Origin of the sequence: Burkholderia aenigmatica, assembly GCF_902499175.1 — a bacterium.
GTDB lineage: Bacteria > Pseudomonadota > Gammaproteobacteria > Burkholderiales > Burkholderiaceae > Burkholderia > Burkholderia aenigmatica.
Genome location: NZ_CABVQC010000041.1, coordinates 1 through 20,442 on the forward strand (window position 1 = coordinate 1; position 20,442 = coordinate 20,442).

A 20,442-nucleotide genomic window follows, 5' to 3' on the forward strand; every position below is an offset into this window, starting at 1 on the left:
CTGACGGCCGCCGAATCCGACCAGTGCGAGCCGGAATGGGTCGGCGCCGAGCATCCGCTGTTCATCCTGTATACGTCGGGCTCGACCGGCAAGCCGAAGGGCGTGCAGCACAGCACGGGCGGCTACCTGCTGTGGGCCGCGCAGACGATGAAGTGGACCTTCGACTGGAAGCCCACCGACGTGTTCTGGTGCACGGCCGACATCGGCTGGGTCACCGGTCACACGTACATCACGTACGGCCCGCTCGCGTGCGGCGGCACCCAGGTCGTGTTCGAAGGCGTGCCGACCTACCCGGACGCAGGCCGCTTCTGGAAGATGATCGGCGACCACAAGGTCACCGTGTTCTACACCGCGCCGACCGCGATCCGTTCGCTGATCAAGGCGGCCGAAGCCGACGACAAGGTGCATCCGAAGAGCTACGACCTGTCGAGCCTGCGCATCATCGGCACGGTCGGCGAGCCGATCAATCCGGAAGCCTGGATGTGGTATCACAAGCACGTCGGCCAGGAGCGCTGCCCGATCGTCGACACGTGGTGGCAGACCGAGACGGGCGGCCACATGATCACGCCGCTGCCGGGCGCGACGCCGACCGTGCCCGGTTCGTGCACGCTGCCGCTGCCGGGCATCATGGCCGCGGTGGTCGACGAAACCGGCCAGGACGTGCCGAACGGGCAAGGCGGCATTCTCGTCGTCAAGCGCCCGTGGCCCGCGATGATCCGCACGATCTGGGGCGACCCGGAACGCTTCAAGAAGAGCTACTACCCCGAGGAACTCGGCGGGCGCCTGTATCTGGCCGGCGACGGCACCGTGCGCGACAAGGACACCGGCTACTTCACGATCATGGGCCGGATCGACGACGTGCTGAACGTGTCGGGCCACCGGCTCGGCACGATGGAAATCGAATCGGCGCTGGTCTCGCACGAACTCGTGGCCGAGGCGGCCGTGGTCGGCCGTCCGGACGATACGACGGGCGAGGCGGTGGTTGCGTTCGTGGTGCTGAAACGTTCGCGTCCGGAAGGCGAGGAAGCGGCGGCGCTTGCGAAGACGCTGCGCGACTGGGTCGGCAAGCAGATCGGGCCGATCGCGAAGCCGAAGGACATCCGCTTCGGCGACAACCTGCCGAAGACGCGCTCGGGCAAGATCATGCGTCGCCTGCTGCGCTCGCTCGCGAAGGGCGAGGCGATCACGCAGGATACGTCCACGCTCGAGAATCCGGCCATCCTCGAGCAGTTGAACCGCTCGATGTGACACCACCCGCCGCGGCGTGCGTTCCGCATCGCCGCGGCGCCGGAGCGCGGCCGTATCCGGCCCGCGAGAAGCATCGCCGTGCGTTCCCCGACGGCACGGCATGCAGGCGGCTCGAATCGATTCCGTCGCCGCATTTTTAATTAGTTATACGTATTACAGAACTCAACAAAACGGAGACAGACGATGAACGGAAGGACACGGATGATTTGCGCGGCACTGCTGGGCGCAGCGGCAAGCACGAGCAGCTTCGCTCAGAGCAGCATCACGCTGTACGGCGACCTCGACGCCGCATTGCTTTATACGAGCCGATCGCTCGACTCCGCAACCGGTGGCAACGCCGGACGCCAGTTCGCGCTGACCGACACCGGCATGACGCCGACCAATTTCGGCATGACGGGTACCGAAGATCTCGGCGGCGGGTTGCATGCGAGATTCAAGCTGGAAAGCGGCTTCAACATCACGGACGGCGCGTTCGGCCATTCGAACGGCAACTTCTTCGGCCGCCAGGCGTGGGTCGGAATCGACGGCGGATTCGGCGAGACGAAGGTCGGCCTGCAGTTCTCGCCATTCGTGCTCGCGGTACTCGGATCGGATCCCCGCAATATCTCGCACTTCGGCGCCGCGCTGATCCCTTACGTCGACAACGTGCTCGTCACGGGCCTCTTTAACCCGAATGCGATTTCGTACACGAGCCCGACGATCGCCGGGCTGACAGGCAGCGCGATGTTCGGATTCGGCGGAAAGGCCGGCGATTTCCAGGCGGGACGCCAGTATTCCGGCAGCCTCACCTATACGAATGGCGCATTCATGCTCAACGCGGCACTCTACGACGGCAACGGCGGCACGTCGCCGACGCCGGTTCCGAGCACGGTCGCATTCGTCGGCCGCACGATCGGCGCCGCCTACACATTCGGGCCCGTGACCGGCAAGGCGTCGTTCACGAGCTACAAGGTCGCCGGCTCGTTCAGCAACAACGTGTATAGCGCCGGTCTCGACTATCGCGTCACGCCGGCCCTCGACCTGAACACCGGCGCGTGGTACACGACCGACCGCAACGATTCGCACAATCATTCGCTGCTTGCCGCGATCGGCGCCGACTACAGCCTGTCGAAGCGAACCGGCCTGTATGCGCAGGTCGGCGTCGTCAACAACCACGGCGCGATGGATACGGGCCTCGGCATAACGGGCGGCGCGCTGTTCGGATTGCCGGGCACGACGGTCGGTGTCAATGCCGGCATCCACCACGTATTCTGACGCAGCCTGCGGACGGCCGGCACACGGCCGTCCCCGCACGCCGCGAGCACGGGGAACGACGTGCTGCGCCCGGCGTCGCGCCGACCATTCAGCCTCGATGTTTACCCGACCTCAAGTCTGCGGCCGCGCTGCCGTCAAGTCAGGAGCGCACGCCCACTATCCGCCGGGAACCGGGCGGGTGCGCCCTCAAGGAGACCCAGCAACGTGAACCTTTTCGGAATCGGTCGCGGCCGCCGTTCATCACGCGCACTCGTCGGCGACATCGCCGAGCAGGCCGGCAGGCTCGGCATCGAGATCTGCGATGTGTCGGGGCACGTCGAGGAAGTCGCCGCCCGCGTCGCCCGGCAGGCGGAGGTCTGCCATACGCTGCGCGAATCGGCGGCCCTTACGTTGCGCGGCAACCACCGGATCGCCGAGGCCGCGCAGCAGGTGCGCAATGTCAGCGCCAACGCATCGAGCGCGGTCCTGCAGTCGCAGCAGACGATCGAGGCATCGCTCGCGGACATTCACGTCCTCGTCGAGGGCGTCACTGCGATCGGCAGCCAGATGGGTGCGCTACGCGACGCGCTCGATCACGTGCGGGCCGTGTCCGAGGAGATCTCCGTCATCGCTCGCCAGACCCACCTGCTCGCGCTGAACGCCGCGATCGAGGCCGCGCGCGCTGGCGAGTCGGGCCGCAGCTTCGCCGTCGTCGCAGCCGAGGTCAAGAACCTGTCCGCCAAGACCGGGCAGGCCACGGCCCAGATCGAAACGACCCTTGCCCGCCTCGCCGAGCAGACCGAGCACCTGATCGCGGACGGAACCGACAACGCCGCGCGCGCACACCGCGTACGCGAGGGCACGCGCACGATCGGCGAAGTCGTGCACGCGACCGGGCACGCGATCACCGAGCTCGCCGGCGAAGCCGAACAGATCGCGTCGCTGACGGACGAGATCGAGACGCAGTGCCACCGCCTCGACGAACAGGTGGGCGAGATGGCGTCCGGTGTCGAAAACTCGAGCGACAACTTCTCACAGGCCAAGGATCGGCTCGGCAATCTGCTCTCCGTCTCCGAGACCCTCATCGAACTCACGGCCGCGACCGGCATCGAATCGCCCGACACGCGCCTGATCGAAACCGCACGGAACACCGCCGCCGCGATCAGCAAGCTCTTCGAGGAGGCGGTCAGCCGCGGCGACATCGCGCTCGACGCGCTCTTCGACGCGCACTACGAGCCGATTCCCGGCACCGATCCGCAGCAGTTCGTGACACGCTTCACGGCCTTCACCGATCGCGTGCTGCCGGCCATCCAGGAGCCGGTGCTCGGGTTCGACGAGCGCATCGTCTATTGCGCCAGCTTCGACAGGCAGTGCTACCTGCCTACCCACAACCGGAAATTCTCGCTGCCTCAGCGCACGGACGCCACCTGGAACGCGGCGAATTGCCGGAACCGCCGGATCTACACCGACCGGACGGCGCGCACCTCCGTGTCGCATACCAAGCCGTTCCTGTTGCAGACCTATCGGCGCGATATGGGCAATGGTCAATTCGCGCTGATGAAGGACGTTTCCGCGCCGATCGTCGTCGGCGGACGACCATGGGGGGTCCTGAGGATCGGCTACAGCGTCTGAACCGGCGCGGGCGGGCCGCTACTGCTCCAACCCCACCGCGAGCGGCGGCTGATCGCTACGCCCGTGATAGGGGTCGGACGCGCACGGGTGCGCGCTGCTGGTCGCGATCCAGGGGTTGAAGGGGCTGCAGGCGAAGGCGGATATGGGTGATGGAAGGCTGCCCGTGCGCCGCTGTGACCGGCATCGGGAAAGAGGACTGGAGATGGATGCGGGGATTTCCGTGGAGGTCGCCTGACGCCCCGAAGCAGTCCACCGGCTTCACCGGCAACGGCAACTCGCCACGAGGTCGTCAGGCAGGTACGCCTGCCCTGCTGCCGCCAGCAAGCAATCAGGTGTCGTAGTCGCCGCTGTCCCACGGCTCGAAGAAAGCCATATAGTTTCCTGGCTCCATGATGTATAGCGCCGCGTCGTCATCTTCGTCCCTGTCGTCCGCCAAGAGTCCAAACGTGACGCCGAAACGTTCGACAGAGAAAGGGGCGATCTCGATGCGACCGTACTGCACTTCGCCAAGCTCGGCCAGATACCGTTCGCAGCAGGCATTGCGTGCCGTCAGATCCATGGCGGCACGCGGACCAAAGGCTTCGATTCGCGCCTCCTGCAAGGTGCCTCCGGCATCAAACAGATAAAGCGCGACATATTCCGCGCCCGGTCGTTTCGAGGATTCGGGTACAAACGGCGTAGTCAAAAAGAACTGGCTGCCGTTAATCGTTCGGCCGACGTACTTCGCGTCGAACTCGTCATGATTGATTGCGATGCGTTCCGGCGGTGTGGCCGTCATGATGAAAATTCCTGTTGCGGGTGACGAATGGGGCTCGGACTGCACGATTCCACCCAACCGCATCGTGCAGACACGCTTCCGATGTTGCCGATCACGGTGGACGATGACGTTCGACGCTCTCGTTATCGATGGTCGGCGATCTACGCGCCGATGTCGAGCGACTGATTGCGGCCCAACGCCGCACACTCAGTCGACGCGATCGATACGTGTCACATGGCACGACCATAGCGTTTCGAAATCTTCCAACGTGATCTCTCTTCCATCGAATTCAGGATCGGCGTTGATCTCGACCAGTGGCGGCACCGGAACCGTTCCAAGCTCCGTTCCATGCGACGACCTCGCTTCGTCGGCAAATCCCACCCGGCCGTCGCGAAAAAATTCGAGCTTGCGCACCTCATAGCGATCCCGATCCAGCACCGAAACGAGTCGGACCGGCTCCGCCTCGAAAACGTGCTTCCACGCGACGTCGATTGCAATCATTTCATTTCTCGCTGCACTGTTGTCGAACGATGGCGCCGGCCGAATGCCGACCGTCTGCCCCATGTCCGCGGAAATCCACTCCGCACAAAAGAGGTCGACGCAGTCACACGACAGCCACCCACGTGACAGGCGCGCAACCGCTATTGCTCCAACCCGACCGCCAGCGGCCGCTGATCGCTGCGCCCGTGATCGTCGACCACGCGCACCGTAAAACTGCCGGCCGTCCGCGGCTGCCAGAACAACGCATCGCCCGGCGCACTGCGCCCGACAAATGCATCGTTGACGAACCAGTACAGCGCATGCGCGCTCGCATCGGCCGTCGCGTTGAACGCGATGCGCGTCTCCTCCGTACTCCTCACGCGCATCGCATACGTACTGCCGCGCAGCGGCGACGTGATGCGCGGCGGATCACCCTCGACCTGCCCCGCGTCGCGGCAGTCCGCATTCTGCGGCGGCCGCCGGCGCGGAATGCCGGCCTGCGCGAACACCTGCTGCAGATCCGACGGCCAGAACTCGAAGATCTCCGTATGCGTGCGCTTGCCGTCGTACGGCGGACACGCGGCCTTCCCCGTCGCATCGTCGATCACGACCGGCCGGTGCACGGTGCTCACGCGAATCGGCGACGTGCCCGGAATGAACCACGTCCAGCCCTGTTGCGGACACCACTCGTTCGGCAAATCGCCGCTCGCGAGGCAGATCCGCACGCGCTTCAGCTTCGGCGGCAGCGCGCGCGGCGGCTCGACGAGCGTGCGCTCGGCATTCAGCGCATCGACGACCTGGAAGAACAGCGGCGCGGCCGCATCGACGCCGACGAACGCCGTATTGGTCGAGTTGTCGAAATTGCCGACCCACACGACCAGCACGTACGGGCCAAACACACCCGCCGTCCACGCATCGCGGAACGACCACGACGTACCGGTCTTCCAGTAGACGGGCACGCTCGATGGCTGCGCGCCGCTCGTCTCGTCGGGGCGCAGGTGCTGGCGCAGCATGTCCATCGTCATGTAGCTCGCCTCGGCGCTCAACAGGCGCCGGCCGGGCAGCGCCGGTTCGTCCGCGCGCAGCCGCAGCGTCCGGAACTCGCCGCGATTCGCGAGCATCGCGTAAAGCGCCGCGAGATCCTGCATCGTCACTTCGCCGCCGCCGAGCACGAGCGCAAGCCCGTAGTGCTGCGCACTCGCGAGCCGGCGCACGCCGGCTTCCTGCAGGAACCGGTACAGGTCCGGCGACTTGAGCTGCGACGCAACCCACACGGCCGGCACATTGCGGCTGCGGTTCAACGCATCGGTCGCGGTGATCGGCCCGAGGAAATGGCCGTCGAAATTCTCCGGCGCATACGGGCCGAACGCAGTCGGCACGTCGCGCAGCACGGTCTGCGGATGCAGCACGCCCTGGTCGAAGCCAAGTGCATAGATGAACGGCTTGAGCGTCGAGCCCGGCGAACGCCGCGCAAGCGTGCCGTTCACCTGCCCGTCGATCGTGCGGTCGAAGAAGTTCGCGGAGCCGACGAGCGCCTTCACGCCCATGTCGCGCGTATCGACGAGGATCGCCGCCGCGTTGCGCACGCCGCGCGTATCGTTGCGCGCGACATAGCGTGCGATCTGCCGTTCGAGCGTGCGCTGCAGGTCGAGATCGAGCGTCGTCACGAGCCGCGTGCCAGCGTCGTGGTCGTTCGACGCGCCGCCCGAGGTCGTGCGCCACGCGCTGCGTGCGGCGAGCGCCTGATCGACCGCATGCGGCGCGTCGAACGGCAGCGCGGACAGCGGCCGCATCGCAAGCGGCAACGCGAACAGCGGCTTGAGCGACGCATCGCCCGGATGCTTCGTCAGCCAGCGCGCATACAACCGGTTGCGCGACGCGGCCAGCGCGCGATTGATCTCGTCCTGCCCGCCGCGCACGCGCCGCGCCGGGTCCTGCGGAATCACCGCGAGCGCGAGCGCCTCGGGCAGCGTCAGCGCATCTGGCATCCGGTCGAAATAGACGACGCTCGCGGTGCCCGCGCCTTCGACGTTGCGGCCGTACGGCGCGTCGTTCAGATACGCTTCGAGGATCTGCCGTTTCGAATAGAAAAGTTCGAGCTGCACCGCGCGTGCGACCTGCTCGAGCTTGCCGGTCGGCGTGCGCGTGTTCAGCCGCCACAGCGAGCGCGCGAGCTGCATCGTCAGCGTCGAGCCGCCCTGCGGATTGCCGCCGCGCACGTAAGTGATCCATGCGCCGCGCGCGAGCCCGTACGGGTTGAAACCGGGATGCCACCAGAACCAGCGGTCCTCATGCAGCATCACGGCTTCGACGAGCTGCGGCGACATCCGGTCGAGCGGCACCCACAGCCGGTAGCGGTCGTCCTTCGCGAGCGTCAGGCGCAGCAACCGGCCCTGCGCGTCCGTCACCGCAACCGACGACGGCTTCCAGTCGCGCAGCGGCGGATGCGGCCACATCCGGCACGCGGCCAGCGCGCCGAATACGAGCAGCGCGCCGGCGATCCAGTTCTGCCAGCGATGCAACCAGCGGCCGGCGCCGTGCAGCGCGCGCCGGAGCACCGAAACGTCGTCAGCCACGCGCGGGCGCTCCTCGCCCCCGGCGCGGCAGGTCACGACGTGGCGTCCTCATCGTCATCGCACGCGCTCCACCGTCAGCGTCGTGCCGCCCGGCGCCTGCGCCTGCACGCGGCGGTCGTACATCGACTCGCCGTATGCCGGCGGCGCGATGAAGCGGCCCGCGTTGCTCGCCTTGATCCGGTAGACGAACTCGCGCACGTTGGTCGTCGCGGTGCCGTAGATCACCACGCGATCCTCGCGAACGTCCGCGAACTGCGGCTGCCACGTGGAACCCTTCACGCCGATCGGCGAACGCCACGGTGCATCGGCCACCGGCGCCGACGCGCCGCCATCGCCGTTGCTGTCACCGTCCTGCGTGTCGGTCACGGGCGGCGGCGCGATCACCGGATCGAAGCCGCCCGGCAGCAGGTCGACGATCGCAACGTTGCCGACGTTCGCCGAGCCCGTCGCACGGATCTTCAGGTGCACGTCGATCTCCTGGCCGAGCGTGATCTTGTCGAGCGGCTTGCCGTCCGTGCCGGTGTAGTCGCGCACGATCTCCAGCCCGTTCTTGATCGCCTTCGTCGACGTGCCGCGATCGTAGCCCGACTGGCTCGAGACCCACCACGCGGGCAGCGTGCTGCCGTTCACGAAGTCGACACGCGACGCACCGCCCGACCACGTGCCCGAGCGCACGAGGTTCGCCTGGATCGACGACACGTCCTTCGGCGCGGCGCCCGCACGCACCTCGTCGATCGCGAGCTGGTCGAGCTGGCCCGCACTCGACGCCGCATACGCATCGAGCGCGAGGATCGTCATCGCCGACGACAGCGTGTTGTAGCGGTTGTCGACGAGCGGCGCGGCGAGGTTGTCCATCGCGCGCGGCGACAGCTTGCGCACGCGCTCCGGGAAGTGCTTCGCGATCAGGTACAGCACGCTCGCGTCGCGCGTCAGCGGATCGAGGTAGTAGCCGGTCACGTAACCGCCGTCGGACGCGCGCTTGCGCTCGAGCAGCGCCTGCGGGCCGGCGATCAGTGCCGCCGCTTCCTTGTCCTGCTTCAGCAACTGATACGACGCGGCGAGCCACGCGGCCGCGAGATCGTTCTTCCAGTCGTTCGGATACGCATCCTGCAGCCGCTTCTGCACGGCCGCGAGGCTGTTGGTCGTCACGTTGCCCTGGCGCGTCAGCAGATACACCGCGTACGCGCGCTGCCGCAGCAGGTCGAGCGAGCCGAGCGAATCGTTCGCCGCGAGCTTCTGCAGATACTGGTTGCCCGCGTCGAGCATGTCCTTCGGCACCGCGATCCCGCGCTCGCGCGCGTCGAGCAGCACGTGCATCGCGTACGCGGACACGAACGGATCGGCATCGGGCGTCGCGCTCCACAGGCCGAACCCGCCCTGCGCGTTCTGCCGGCTGCGCAGCACGCCGAGGAACTGCGTAATCGCCGCTGCGTTCGTCGCGTCGGCACCCGGGTCGGTCGCATGCATCGCGCTCGTCAGCGCGCGCACCGACAGCCACTTCGCCGCGAACACGCGCGGCACGGCCGCGCTCACCATCTGCTCGCTGCAGTAGTGCTCGAAGTTGACGAGATACGACGACAGCCCTTCGGACAGCACGAGCGGCGCGGTCGAGATGCTCGCGTCGCGCGACGCATACGCGTCGTACATCGACCTCAGGTTCGGCACGTTCGCCTTCTTGCCCGGATCGAGCCGCGCGATATCGAGCTGCGTGCGGAACGCGGCGGCCGGGCGCACCGACACGTCGACGCGCTGCTGCGCACCCTTCGCGCCGTAGCGCGCGCCGAACGACAGCGCGCCCGAGCCGAGCGTGTCAGTCGCCTTCACGCGGAACATCGCGACGCCCTCGTGCTGCGGCGCGAGCGCGACGTTCTGCGTGGCCGGCCCGATCACCTGCAGCTGCGGGCCCGTCTTCAGCGTAACCGCGACCGGCACCGGCTGGTTGCCGACCCCCGTCAGGTTGTTCGCGACACCAACACTGACGTCGGCTTCGTCGCCCGGTGCGAGCGTCGTCGGCACGTTCGGCGACAGCACGAAATCGCCGCGCACGGTCGTCGCGCCTTCGAATGTGCCGACCAGGTCCGGCGACACCGACACGGCCATCACGCGCAGCTTGCCGTTGAAATAGTCGGGCACCGTGTAGCTCAGGCGCGTGTCGCCGTTCACGTCGACGATCCCCGACCAATAGACGACCGGCTTGTCGCGCTTGCGCTTGAACGGGTTCAGCTGACGGCCGATCGCATCGTCGGCGTCACCACCCGGTGCGGCCATCGCCATCAGCTTCTCGAAGTCCGGCAGGATCAGGTCGAGGATCTGCGACGTGCCGACTTCGAGCATCCGCTTGCGGAAGAAGAACTTCAGCGGATCGCCGAGCTTGTAGCGCGCGACCTGCAGGATGCCCTCGTCGACCGCGAACACCACGACCTTCGCGGGCTTCGCCGAATGCACGGTGAAATTCACCGTCTCGCCGGGCTTCACGAGCGCCGGCGCATCGACCGACACCGCGTTGCGGCGCGCGTCGAGGTTCACCGAAAACGGCACGACGCCGTAGCTCAGCGGGCTCATGAAGATTTCGTCGGACGACGGATCGCGGATGTATTGAACGTTGATGTAGCCGTTGCCCTCGAACCCGGCCGGCACCGTGATGTGCTGGATCGAGCTCGTCGTATCCGCATGGAACCACGCGTGCGCATACACCTTGTCGCGCTCGATCGTGATCAGGCCGCTGCCCGCGTAAGGCGCGCGGATCGCGATCTCGACCTGCTCGCCCGGCTTGAAGTCGTGCTTCGCGAGGCTCACCTGCAGCTCCGCGTTGCGGTCGAGCGAACGCGTGACGTTTGCATCGCCCGTGACCGAATACTCGATCCGGTTCACCGCGGCGCCGTCCGCGTTGCGGATCACGAGCGCGTAGCTGCCCGGCTTGTCGGTGCGCAGCGTGAAGTCGAGCCCGGCTGCCGGAATCGTCAGCGGCTTCTCGTCGACCGGCACTTCCTTCAGCCGCGAATCGTATTTGTATGCGCCGGAATCCTGCTTGGTCAGCACCGATACGTAGCGTTCCTCGACGAGCTGCGCCCGCAGGCCCTTCACGTCGATCGCCTTCGCGTTCGGATCGATCGCGACGAGCCGCACCGTGCGCGGGCTGCCGCGCTTCACGTAGCCGAGATCGTCGACCGACTTGTAGCCGACGAGCCAGTCGTTGTTCGACACGAGCGTCTGCGCGTTCGCGGCGACGTTGCGCCCGCCTTCCGCCTCATAGGCCTTCGCCTGGAAATAGAGCTGGTAGGTCGCGTCCGCATACTTGTCGAGATCGAGATTGAACTCGGCATGGCCCTTGTCGTCGGTCGTGCCGTCCTGCAGCGTCGTCGTATAGCCCTCCTTCGCGCGGCGTGCGTCGAAGAAGTGATAGCCCTGCCAGCTGCGGAACGACGGCCACACCGGGCGCAGCGTCAGCGTCGCCGCGACGCGGCGCTTCTCCGCCGGCGTGCCGAACAGGTTCTGCGCATCGACGATGCCCTTCAGCCCCTTCGGCTTCACCCACCCTTCGACGACCTGTTGCGACAGCTTCGCATCGACCTTCATCCGGTCGGGCAGGAACTCCTTCACCTGCACTGTCGTGCTGCCGATCGGCTCGGCGCCGGGCTGGCCGTCCTTGACGATATACAGGTTGACCGTCCATGTGCCGGTCGGCGCCGTTTCGGCCGTCGTATAGCCGAGCTCGGTGAAACCGGTCGCATCGACCGTCACCGGCTTGCGCTCGACGGTGATCCCGCGCGGGTCGACGATCTCCGCCTGCAGCGGCACGCCGGCCGGGCTGCGCGCCCAGCTCGCCGCGCGCACGATCAGGCCGATGTGGAACGGGTCGCCAGGGCGATACAGCCCGCGATCCGAGAACAGGTACGCGGACAATTGCCCCTGCCCCGTCGCATTGCGCTCGCCGTCGACGTCGAAACGCGAGAAATCGAGCTGGCGATCGCGGCCGGCCACCGGCAGGAACGACAGGTCGGTGTCCTTCTTCACGACATACAGCTGCGGCCGCTTCTCGCGGTCGAGCCCCTTGAACGCGGGGAAATGCACGATGCCGTCGGCGCCGGTCGTCTGCGTGAACAGCGCCTGGCCGTTCACCGCGAGCACCGACACGGTTGCGCCCGCAACCGGGCGGCCGTTGCGGATCGACTGCACGAACACGTCCTGGCTGCCGTCCAGCGCCTTCTTGACCAGCATCCCGAGATCGGTCACGACGATCAGGCGCGTGTCGCCGAGCGCATTGCCGCTGTCGTCGCCGTTGCCGTTGCCGTTGCTGTCGCTCGAATCGGCGTTGTCGGACTGATCCTGGCTGCCGTCGGACGCGGCATCGCCGTCCTTCGCGTCGTCAGCCTTTTTCTTCTCGGCGGCCGGGTCGTACTTCGTCAGGTGCAGCAGGAACACGCCGCGCTTGCCGCCCTTCAGGTACTGGCCGAGATCGATGCCTTCGTAATGCGCCTTGCCGGGTTCGCCGGCCGGGAACGCGCGCGTCTGCACGAAGCGCTCGACGATGTGATCCTCGCTGAACGAATACGACAGCTCGGGCCGTGCGTACGTGCCGTTGTTGAAGCTCACCAGATGCTGAAGCTGGTCGGGCAGCACGCGGCCGATCTCGACCTTCATCCCCGGCAGGTTGCGCGACACGACCGACAGCCGCTTGCTGCCGCTCATCGACAGCAGCGAACCGTCGGCCATGAAGCGCAGCAGCTTCGGATAGTCGGGCACCGTGAACGCGGCCGTCGCCGGCTCGGCGAGCAGGTAGCCGCCTGCCGATTTCAGGTCTTCGGCGAACCGCACGAAGATGCGATCGCCCGGCGTCGCGTGATATTTGAAACTTTGCAGCGTTGCGTAGTCGTTCTCGGTCGGCACCACGTCGAGCGGCAGCGGCTTCGACTGCTTCAGCACCGCGTCGCTGATGTCGGCCACGTTCCATTCGTAAGGCGGATCGTCGTCCGACTGATCGACGCCCGGCTTGCGTTTCGGCAACACCCACGCCTTGGCGCGCGCGGCCAGGTCGGCGCTGCGCACGCCGTCGGACGCTTCCGCGACGAGCACCTGCTCGGGCTCGTAGCGCTCGTTGTCGACGAGCGTCGGCGCGATGTTGTCGATCGACAGGCTGTAGAGCCCCGGCACGTCAACCGACGCGTGCAGCACGTCCGGCGTGCCGTTGCCGCCGCGCGCGCTCTTCACGCCCTTGTCGACGTCGAGCCGTGCCGCCATCGAGTCAAGCGGGATCTCGAGCGACTGCGAGTGGATCCATGCGCTCGTCTTCATCTTGTCGTAGCTGACGGTGTAGCGCAGCGGCGTCGAATTCTTGCCGTCGCGGCCGACCAGCACGAGGCCGATGCGCTTCTCGAACTCGGCCGGATCGACCGGGTAGTTGAAGCGCAACTGCAGCAGCGCCTGCTTCTCCGCCGGATTGTCGGGGTTCTGATAGAACTCATTGTTGCCGAATGTCGCGGCGAACGCCGGCAGGTCGAAGGCGAAACGGTCGTCGTGCATCGTCACCTGCGGCGCGAACACCCGGTGCACCGCGAAACGCACCTCGACGTGCGCGCCGACCGGCCAGTCGGCCGCCGGCGTGAAGCGCAGCGTCTTGTCGTCGACCCACTCCCACGCGCCCTTCAGCGCGGGCGTCATCTCGATGCCGTCGCCGGCCGGCTTGCCGACCTGTTCGATCGGCGCGGCCGATTGCGCGAACACGACTTCGAGCGGATGCACGGTGATCTTCGGCTTGTCGCTCTCGTCCACCTCATAGGTGGTGATCGCCGGCGCCTTCACGGTGAAGCTGACGGTCTCGGGCTCGGGCGGCTTCGGGCGGTGCTTGAACCAGTAGCCGCCGTAGCCGAGCGCGGCCGCGAGCAGCACGAGGCCGCCGGCATGCCACGGGCGGCGGCGCACGGCCGCGACGGTGACGCCCATCCACGCGGGCGCCGTCCACGACACGTCGCCGACCAGCGGCCGCAGCACGCAGCCGAGCAGCCACCAGACGAAGCCCGCCACGCGAACGGGCAGGAGCAGCAGAAAGCGCAGCAAATCCATTGTTATTTCCTTGTCAAGGACATGCTGCCGGGTGCGGCAACCTTCCCCGAATCGTTATGGGTCTTGTGACGGCGCGGCCCGGTTGCGCCGTAAATACTTGGTATGTTCGACCGGATGCTGGGCGCCATTATCGATCAGACCCGAAACGATGGAAATATCGGCGTGCCGACGCGCAACGCTGCCGGATAACCGGCCGGTCGGCCGGATTTCGGCTCGCCGGCCAACCGCTGCGCGCGGTCGCGCGGCGTTCGCTAGAATGCGCGGCTCGGCATGATTCGAATCGAAATGAAAGGAAAACGCTTGAAACTCCCGTTCGAATGGCAAATCGGGCTGCGCTATGCGCGCGGCGGCCGGCGCTCGGCCGGCGACGGCTTCGTGTCATTCATTGCCGGCGCCGCGATGGCCGGCATCGCGCTCGGGGTCGCCGCGCTAATCGTCGTGCTGTCGGTGATGAACGGATTCCGGACCGAAGTGCGCGACCGGATGCTGTCGGTGCTCGCGCACGTGGAAATCTTCTCGCCGACCGGCACGATGCCCGACTGGCGGCTCACCGCGCACGAATCGCTGCGGAATCCGGCGGTGCGCGCCGTCGCGCCCTATGTCGATGCGCAGGCGCTGCTGACGAACGCGGGCAGCGTGACGGGCGTCGCGCTGCGCGGCATCGATCCGGTGCTGGAGCCGCGCGTGTCCGAGATCGCGCGCAAGCTGAAGACCGGGCGGCTCGATGCACTCGTGCCGGGCGAGATGGGGATCGTGCTCGGCTCGGCGCTGGCCGACGCGCTGCACGTGAAGATCGGCGACCGCATCACGTTCTTCGCGCCCGGCAATACCGCGCGCATCGGCGACGCGCTGCCGCAGTTCCGGCAGTTCAACGTGGTCGGCACATTCGAATCGGGCCACTACCAGTACGACAGCGCGCTCGCGTATATCCATCTCCGCGACGCGCAGACGCTGTTCAACGTGCGCGCGCCCACCGGCATCCGGCTGCGCCTCGATGACCTGCAGCGCGCGCCGGACATCGCACTGGAACTGTCGCGCACGCTGTCGGGCGAGCTCTATATCCGCGACTGGACGCGGCAGAACCGCACGTGGTTCGAAGCCGAGCGGCTCCAAAAGCGCATGCTGTCGCTGATCCTGATGCTGATCGTCGCGGTCGCCGCGTTCAACCTCGTGTCGTCGCTCGTGATGACCGTCACGCAGAAGCAGGGCGACATCGCGATCCTGCGCACGCTCGGCGCGCCGCCGGGGTCGATCATGAAGATCTTCGCGATCCAGGGGATGACGATCGGCCTCGCCGGCACGCTGGCGGGCGTCGCACTCGGCTGCGCGATCGCTGTGAGCATCCCGTGGGTGCTGCCGGCGATCGAGCAGTTGCTCGGCATCCGCTTCCTGACGCCGTCCGTGTACTTCCTCAGCTCGCTACCGTCGAAGCTCGCGATGACCGATGTGATCGAGATCGCCGCGGCCGCGTTCCTGATGTCGTGCGTCGCGACGCTCTACCCGAGCTGGCGTGCCGCACGGGTACGTCCGGCCGAAGCGCTGCGCGACGAATAGGCGCGCGGCGCACGGCTCTGCGACGCGCGCCGTTATGCGATCTCGTGTAAACCGATGCTGTTGCGGCCGTTCAGGATGTCCTCGAACGCAGCCTCCAGGCCGACGTCGATCAGGCCCGCGCGCCTGCCGTAGGTCTTCTGCCCCGCATCGTCGACGAAGATCGCCGCGCCCGACGACAGCTGGCGATCGGTATCGAGCAGCGCGAGCGTGCCGCGCGCGCTGCCGGCCGACTGCTCGAACTTCAGCGGCGTGCCGTCCTGCGTGATGAAATGCCCGCCGGCCTCTTCGAACTTCTGGTTGCGCGCGACGGACGTATTGATCTCCTTCATGAAGAGAAAGTCCGCGTCGGCGCGCTGGCTGGCCACCTTGCGATCGTCGTCCGTGAACGTCTCGCCCACGGCGGCCGCGCCCTGCTCGGCAAAGTCGACGGCCTGCCGGTGAAATTCGCGCGTCGCGAGCACGAGGCCCGCGTTCGCGTTCAGCGTCGACTCCACCCACGCGCGATCGCTTTCCGTCATCGTCTTCGACACGACCTCGATCCGGCCGTTGCCGGTCTTGAAATCGAACTGCGCGTCGGCCAGATCCGGACGCTTCGCGATGATCTCGTGCAGGCTCGTCGCGAGCTGGCTGGTGACGCCGCGCAGCTTCGTCGACAGGTCGCCCAGCATCGACATCTGCTTCATGCGCGCCGCGTGCATCGCGTCCTGATCCAGCGCCCGGATGGTGATCGGCGTGTCCTGCTGCCCGGACGCCGCGTCCGTCTGCGGGCGCCCGTCGAGCGCCGCTTGCTGCGCCATCTGCACGAGCGAAAGGCCGCTCGCTGCCGTGACTGAAGTCGTCATGCCCTCTCTCTCCTTTCATTCCGTTTTTTACCGTTTACGGAAAGATTTCCCGGAAATTTAGACCGGTCTCACGTCAATCGCTGGGCGCGCATCAAAACTTTGTTTGACTAAAACTAAAAAAGTTTGACACCAAGATTTCACTGAGATAAGTTTGGCGCAAGCTTCCGGAAAGCATTCCGGCCAGCCCCGCCGACTCGCGTCGCACTTTCCTGCCGTTGCAGCACCGCCGTTCGCAACATCCCCGCCTCATCGCATCGTGCCGTTCCGTTTCGTCTGAAACCTGAAGGAAGATCGGGCATGCCCGCATTTGATTCGCACTCCTGCATTCATTTCGCGCCGCCGGCCGCGCATCGACCGGGCGGCACGAATCAGCCGCCGCGCTGACGCTTTCCGGTCGGGGCGATGCAGTCGCCTCGACACCAGCCGTGACACCCGGGCATCACGCCCGGCGCTTTCGAAGGTGCCGTTCCGTTTCATCCGATGCAGCACCCGGCCGGGCCGCAGGGGGCATATCGCGGGCCGTCCGGTTCCAGACAATCACAACAAGAGGTCGACAATGGACATTCATCGAACCGGATTGCGTCGCGCGTGGCTTCCCGCGCTCGTTGCAGCCACGACGCTCGCCGCGTGCGGCGGCGACGACGGCGGCAGCGTCGCGGGCGTTTCCGCACTCGCACAGGGCCAACAGGAGGGGGCCGCCGCATCGGCGGCCGACAAGCAGTCGCTCGCATCGCGCATCTCGCCGTCCGGCGTCCCGTACGCCAATCCGGCCAGCGGCGGCCGCTACCGGCCCGTGATCGCGAACGGCCAGGTGCAGCCGTCGCTGTCAGGCGGCACGATCGAGGAGAACGCGTGGGTCGACACGCCGGTCGATTCCGACGGCGACGGCGCGCGCGACCGCATCCACGTGCGCATCGTGCGCCCCACCGAAACCGCGAACGGCGCGCGCACGCCCGTCATCGTGCTCGCAAGCCCGTACTACGCGGGCCTCGCCGACAGCCCCGACCACAACGTCGACGTCGAACTCGACGGCACCCCGCATCCGGCCGCCACTGCGGCAACGGCGGCGACCGGCGCCTCCGCACGGATCATGGCCGCCGCGCCGCAGGTGCGGATGCTGCAGCAGGTCGAAGCTGCCGCCGCCGGACGCTCGTGGATCGAGGGCTACTTCATCCCGCGCGGCTTCACGATCGTCTACGCGGATTCGCTCGGCACCGCCGGCTCGGACGGCTGCCCGACGATCCTCACGCGCGACGAATCGGTCGCGATGGCATCGGTGATCCGCTGGCTCGGCCGCGACGCAACCGCGAAGGACACGAACGGCAAGACGGTCGTCGCGAACTGGTCGACGGGCCACGTCGGCATGTACGGCGTGTCGTACGACGGCACGCTGCCGAAGATGGTCGCGAGCCTGCGCACGCGCGGGCTCGACGCGATCGTGCCGGTCGCCGGGCTGACGAACATGTACGGCTACTACCGCTCGGGCGGGCTCGTGCGTGCGCCGGAAGGCTATCAGGGCGAAGACGTCGATGTGTACATCAAGGCGCTGCTGACGAACGCGCATCCGGAGCGCTGCACGCACCTGATCGACGAAGCATTGCAGCAGGAAGACCGCAAGACCGGCGACTATTCGCCGTTCTGGGCCGCGCGCGACATCCCGACCGCGTACGCGGTCGCGCCTGCGCTCGTCGCGCAGGGGCTGACCGACGACAACGTGCGCGTCGACCAGTCGACGGCGTGGCATCTCGCGATGCGGCGCCAGGGCGTGCCGACGCAGCTGTGGCTGCATCGCCTGAAGCACACCGACCCGACCCGCGTGCCGGCGATGGCCGATGCGTGGACCGCGGAAGTGAACCGCTGGTTCACGCGCTACCTGATCGGTTTCGACAACGGTGTCGAACGCGATCCGCGCGCGGTGATCGAGCAGGCGGACGGCACGCTGCTGAAGGAAGCGGACTGGGCCGCACGCCGCGCCACGCCGGTCACGTATTTCGCGGGCGGCGACGGCGCGGGCACCGGCACGCTGTTGCGGCTGCCGAGCGGCGGCCCGCTCGCGCGCTTCACCGACGATGCGCGCATTACCGCGCTCACGCTGGCGAACGCGCCGACAGGCGAGAACCGCAGCCGGTTCGAAACCGCGCCGCTCACGGCCGCGACACGCCTGTCGGGTTCCGCGACCGCACGCGTCAGGCTAACCTTTACGGCGGTGGCCAACGTGACGGCCCTGCTGGTCGATCGCGCGCCGGACGGTACGGCCACGATCGTCACGCGTGCATGGACCGATCCGCGCAACCGGTTCTCCGAGTGGCGCTCGGAGCCGGTGCTGCCCGGGATGCCGTACGACCTGAAGCTGACGTTCATGCCGCGTGACTACAAGCTGGAAGCCGGCCACCGGCTGGGGCTCGTCGTCCTGTCGAGCGACAACGAGGCCACGCTGCGGCCGACGCCGGGCACGGGCCTGACGCTCGATCCGGCCGGCACGTCGGTGACGGTGCCGCTGGTGTCGTCGCCAACGGGCGCGTAGCCGCACGCCGGCTTCCGGCACAACGGCACCGCCTCCCCCACCTGCGCGCCCGTCGGCGCAGGCGGGGGATCGCTGCAAGAAGGGAACACCTGCGCTAGGCTGCGAAAGTCGAACGCCAACGGTGAACCCGAATGATTCCCATCAGCGCGAAAGCCATCGTCCGTGACGGACGCTCGGTCCTGTTCCTGCGCAATCCGCGCGACGAATGGGAGTTGCCGGGCGGCTGGCCCGAAGCCGGCGAATCGCTCGAAGAAGCCGTCATACGCGAAGTGCAGGAAGAATGCGGGATCGTCGCTTCGACGATCCGCTACGTGGCGAGCCGTTCGTGCGAGGTCGTGCCAGGCAAGCGCGTACTCATCGTGTGCTTCCAGTGCCAGGTCGATCGTCATGAAATCGTCCTGAGCGACGAGCACAACCAGTTCGCCTGGATCGACCTCGATGCCGACAAGCCGGCGAACCTGCCGGACTTCTATTGGACATTCTGCAGGCAGGCGGACTGATTCGCGCCCGCCCTTCCGCAATCACACCGGCGTCAACACCGGCTGCCCCGCGAAGTGCCGCTCGGCGTTCTCGATGAACTGCCGCACCGAACGATCGAGCGCCTCGGGCGACCAGCCGCCCATGTGCGGCGTCAGCACGACGCTGTCGAGATCCGTCAGCGCGCGCGGCGGCTCGGGTTCGCCTTCGTACACGTCGAGCCCCGCGCCCGCAATGCGCCCGTCGCGCAACGCCTCCGCCAAAGCAGCGGTATCGACAACGCTGCCACGTGACACATTGACGACGAACCCGCCGGGGCCGAGTGCATCGAGCACCGCGCGATCGATCAGGTGCCGCGTGCCCGCGCCGCCCGGCGTTGCGACGATCAGGAAATCGGCCCACTGCGCGAGCGCGTCGACGCGCTCGAAATAGCGGTAGGGGACGTTCTTCTCCGACCGGTTGTGGTAACCGATCTCGATGTCGAAGCCGGCCGCGCGGCGTGCGCACTTCTCGCCGATCTTGCCGAGCCCGACGATGCCGAGCTTCTTGCCCGACACGTTCGGCGGCATCGCCAGTCCGTCGCGCCATACGCCCGCGCGGGTTTTCGCATCGAGCTGCACGACGTTGCGCACGGCCGCGAGCAGCAGCGCGAACGCATGATCGGCGACGCAATCGTCGTTGGTGCCGGCGCCCGTGACCACGACAATGCCGCGCGCCCTGGCATGCGTAACGTCGATGTGCTCGTAGCCGGCGCCGAGCGCGCTGACGAACGTGAGTTGCGGAAGACGATCGATCTCGGCGGCAGTGAGCCCCGTGCTGCCGTTGGTCAGCACCGCGCGTATCGTGTCGCCGTGTTCGGCGATCGCGCGTTCGCGTGCTTCGGATGTCGGGGCGTAGCGCACGTCGAACGACGCGGCGATCTCGCGATGCGCGTCGCCGCGCAAGGCGATCAGAACCAGCAACTCGGGCTTCATGTCAGGAAGTGTCTGCAAGGCGGGAACGGATTTCAGTGTAACAAGCCTGCAACACGGATGCGGGTTATCCCCACACGGGCTGTGG

Annotated in this window: 12 protein-coding genes; 6 read left to right on the forward strand and 6 right to left on the reverse strand. The window is 67.1% G+C overall.

Features of this window, described 5'->3' with window-relative positions:
• The 3 genes from BDO18943_RS25955 to BDO18943_RS25965 all read left to right on the forward strand — a co-directional run.
• Window positions 1-1,248 (forward strand): acetate--CoA ligase (locus tag BDO18943_RS25955; protein WP_175024581.1); only part of this gene is annotated, 1,248 nt, incomplete at its 5' end.
• 183 nt (window positions 1,249-1,431) lie between these two features.
• Window positions 1,432-2,502: a porin gene (locus tag BDO18943_RS25960; protein WP_175024582.1), complete on the forward strand. Its 1,071-nt coding sequence runs from the start codon at window positions 1,432-1,434 to the stop codon at window positions 2,500-2,502.
• A 204-nt stretch (window positions 2,503-2,706) separates the two neighbouring features.
• Entirely contained in the window at window positions 2,707-4,113 is a 1,407-nt protein-coding gene (locus BDO18943_RS25965; protein WP_175024632.1) for a methyl-accepting chemotaxis protein, read from the forward strand.
• A gap of 328 nt (window positions 4,114-4,441) precedes the next feature.
• Here BDO18943_RS25965 and BDO18943_RS25970 read toward each other — a convergent pair whose 3' ends face one another.
• The 4 genes from BDO18943_RS25970 to BDO18943_RS25985 all read right to left on the reverse strand — a co-directional run bounded on the left by BDO18943_RS25970 (window position 4,442) and on the right by BDO18943_RS25985 (window position 13,986).
• On the reverse strand, window positions 4,442-4,891 hold the full coding sequence (locus BDO18943_RS25970; RefSeq protein WP_175024583.1) for a hypothetical protein: 450 nt from the start codon (window positions 4,889-4,891) through the stop codon (window positions 4,442-4,444).
• A gap of 186 nt (window positions 4,892-5,077) precedes the next feature.
• Entirely contained in the window at window positions 5,078-5,434 is a 357-nt protein-coding gene (locus BDO18943_RS25975) for a DUF6881 domain-containing protein (protein ID WP_235996194.1), read from the reverse strand.
• Between the two features lie 77 nt (window positions 5,435-5,511).
• The gene (gene pbpC, locus BDO18943_RS25980; protein ID WP_175024584.1) at window positions 5,512-7,926 is read right to left on the reverse strand and encodes a penicillin-binding protein 1C; all 2,415 of its coding nucleotides are present in this window, start codon (window positions 7,924-7,926) and stop codon (window positions 5,512-5,514) included.
• A 54-nt stretch (window positions 7,927-7,980) separates the two neighbouring features.
• Window positions 7,981-13,986, reverse strand: coding sequence for an MG2 domain-containing protein (locus BDO18943_RS25985; protein WP_175024585.1), 6,006 nt, complete (start codon window positions 13,984-13,986; stop codon window positions 7,981-7,983).
• 285 nt (window positions 13,987-14,271) lie between these two features.
• Here BDO18943_RS25985 and BDO18943_RS25990 point away from each other — a divergent pair, with 285 nt between their 5' ends.
• Window positions 14,272-15,540 carry a lipoprotein-releasing ABC transporter permease subunit gene (locus BDO18943_RS25990; RefSeq protein WP_175024586.1) on the forward strand — a complete coding sequence of 423 codons (1,269 nt, stop codon included), beginning with the start codon at window positions 14,272-14,274 and terminating at the stop codon, window positions 15,538-15,540.
• Window positions 15,541-15,572: 32 nt separating this feature from the next.
• Here the strand turns inward: BDO18943_RS25990 and BDO18943_RS25995 are convergent, their stop codons facing one another.
• Window positions 15,573-16,382 (reverse strand): hypothetical protein, encoded by an 810-nt coding sequence (locus BDO18943_RS25995; RefSeq protein WP_175024587.1) that lies wholly within the window; start codon window positions 16,380-16,382, stop codon window positions 15,573-15,575.
• Between the two features lie 556 nt (window positions 16,383-16,938).
• On the opposite strand from BDO18943_RS25995, the gene BDO18943_RS26000 reads away from it, so the two are divergent.
• Together BDO18943_RS26000 and BDO18943_RS26005 are read left to right on the forward strand one after the other, a co-directional pair.
• Window positions 16,939-18,906: a Xaa-Pro dipeptidyl-peptidase gene (locus BDO18943_RS26000; RefSeq protein ID WP_175024588.1), complete on the forward strand. Its 1,968-nt coding sequence runs from the start codon at window positions 16,939-16,941 to the stop codon at window positions 18,904-18,906.
• Between the two features lie 131 nt (window positions 18,907-19,037).
• Window positions 19,038-19,406, forward strand: coding sequence for an NUDIX domain-containing protein (locus BDO18943_RS26005; RefSeq protein ID WP_175024589.1), 369 nt, complete (start codon window positions 19,038-19,040; stop codon window positions 19,404-19,406).
• A gap of 21 nt (window positions 19,407-19,427) precedes the next feature.
• Here BDO18943_RS26005 and BDO18943_RS26010 read toward each other — a convergent pair whose 3' ends face one another.
• Window positions 19,428-20,357, reverse strand: coding sequence for a 2-hydroxyacid dehydrogenase (locus BDO18943_RS26010; RefSeq protein ID WP_175024634.1), 930 nt, complete (start codon window positions 20,355-20,357; stop codon window positions 19,428-19,430).
• Between the last annotated feature and the right edge of the window lie 85 nt (window positions 20,358-20,442).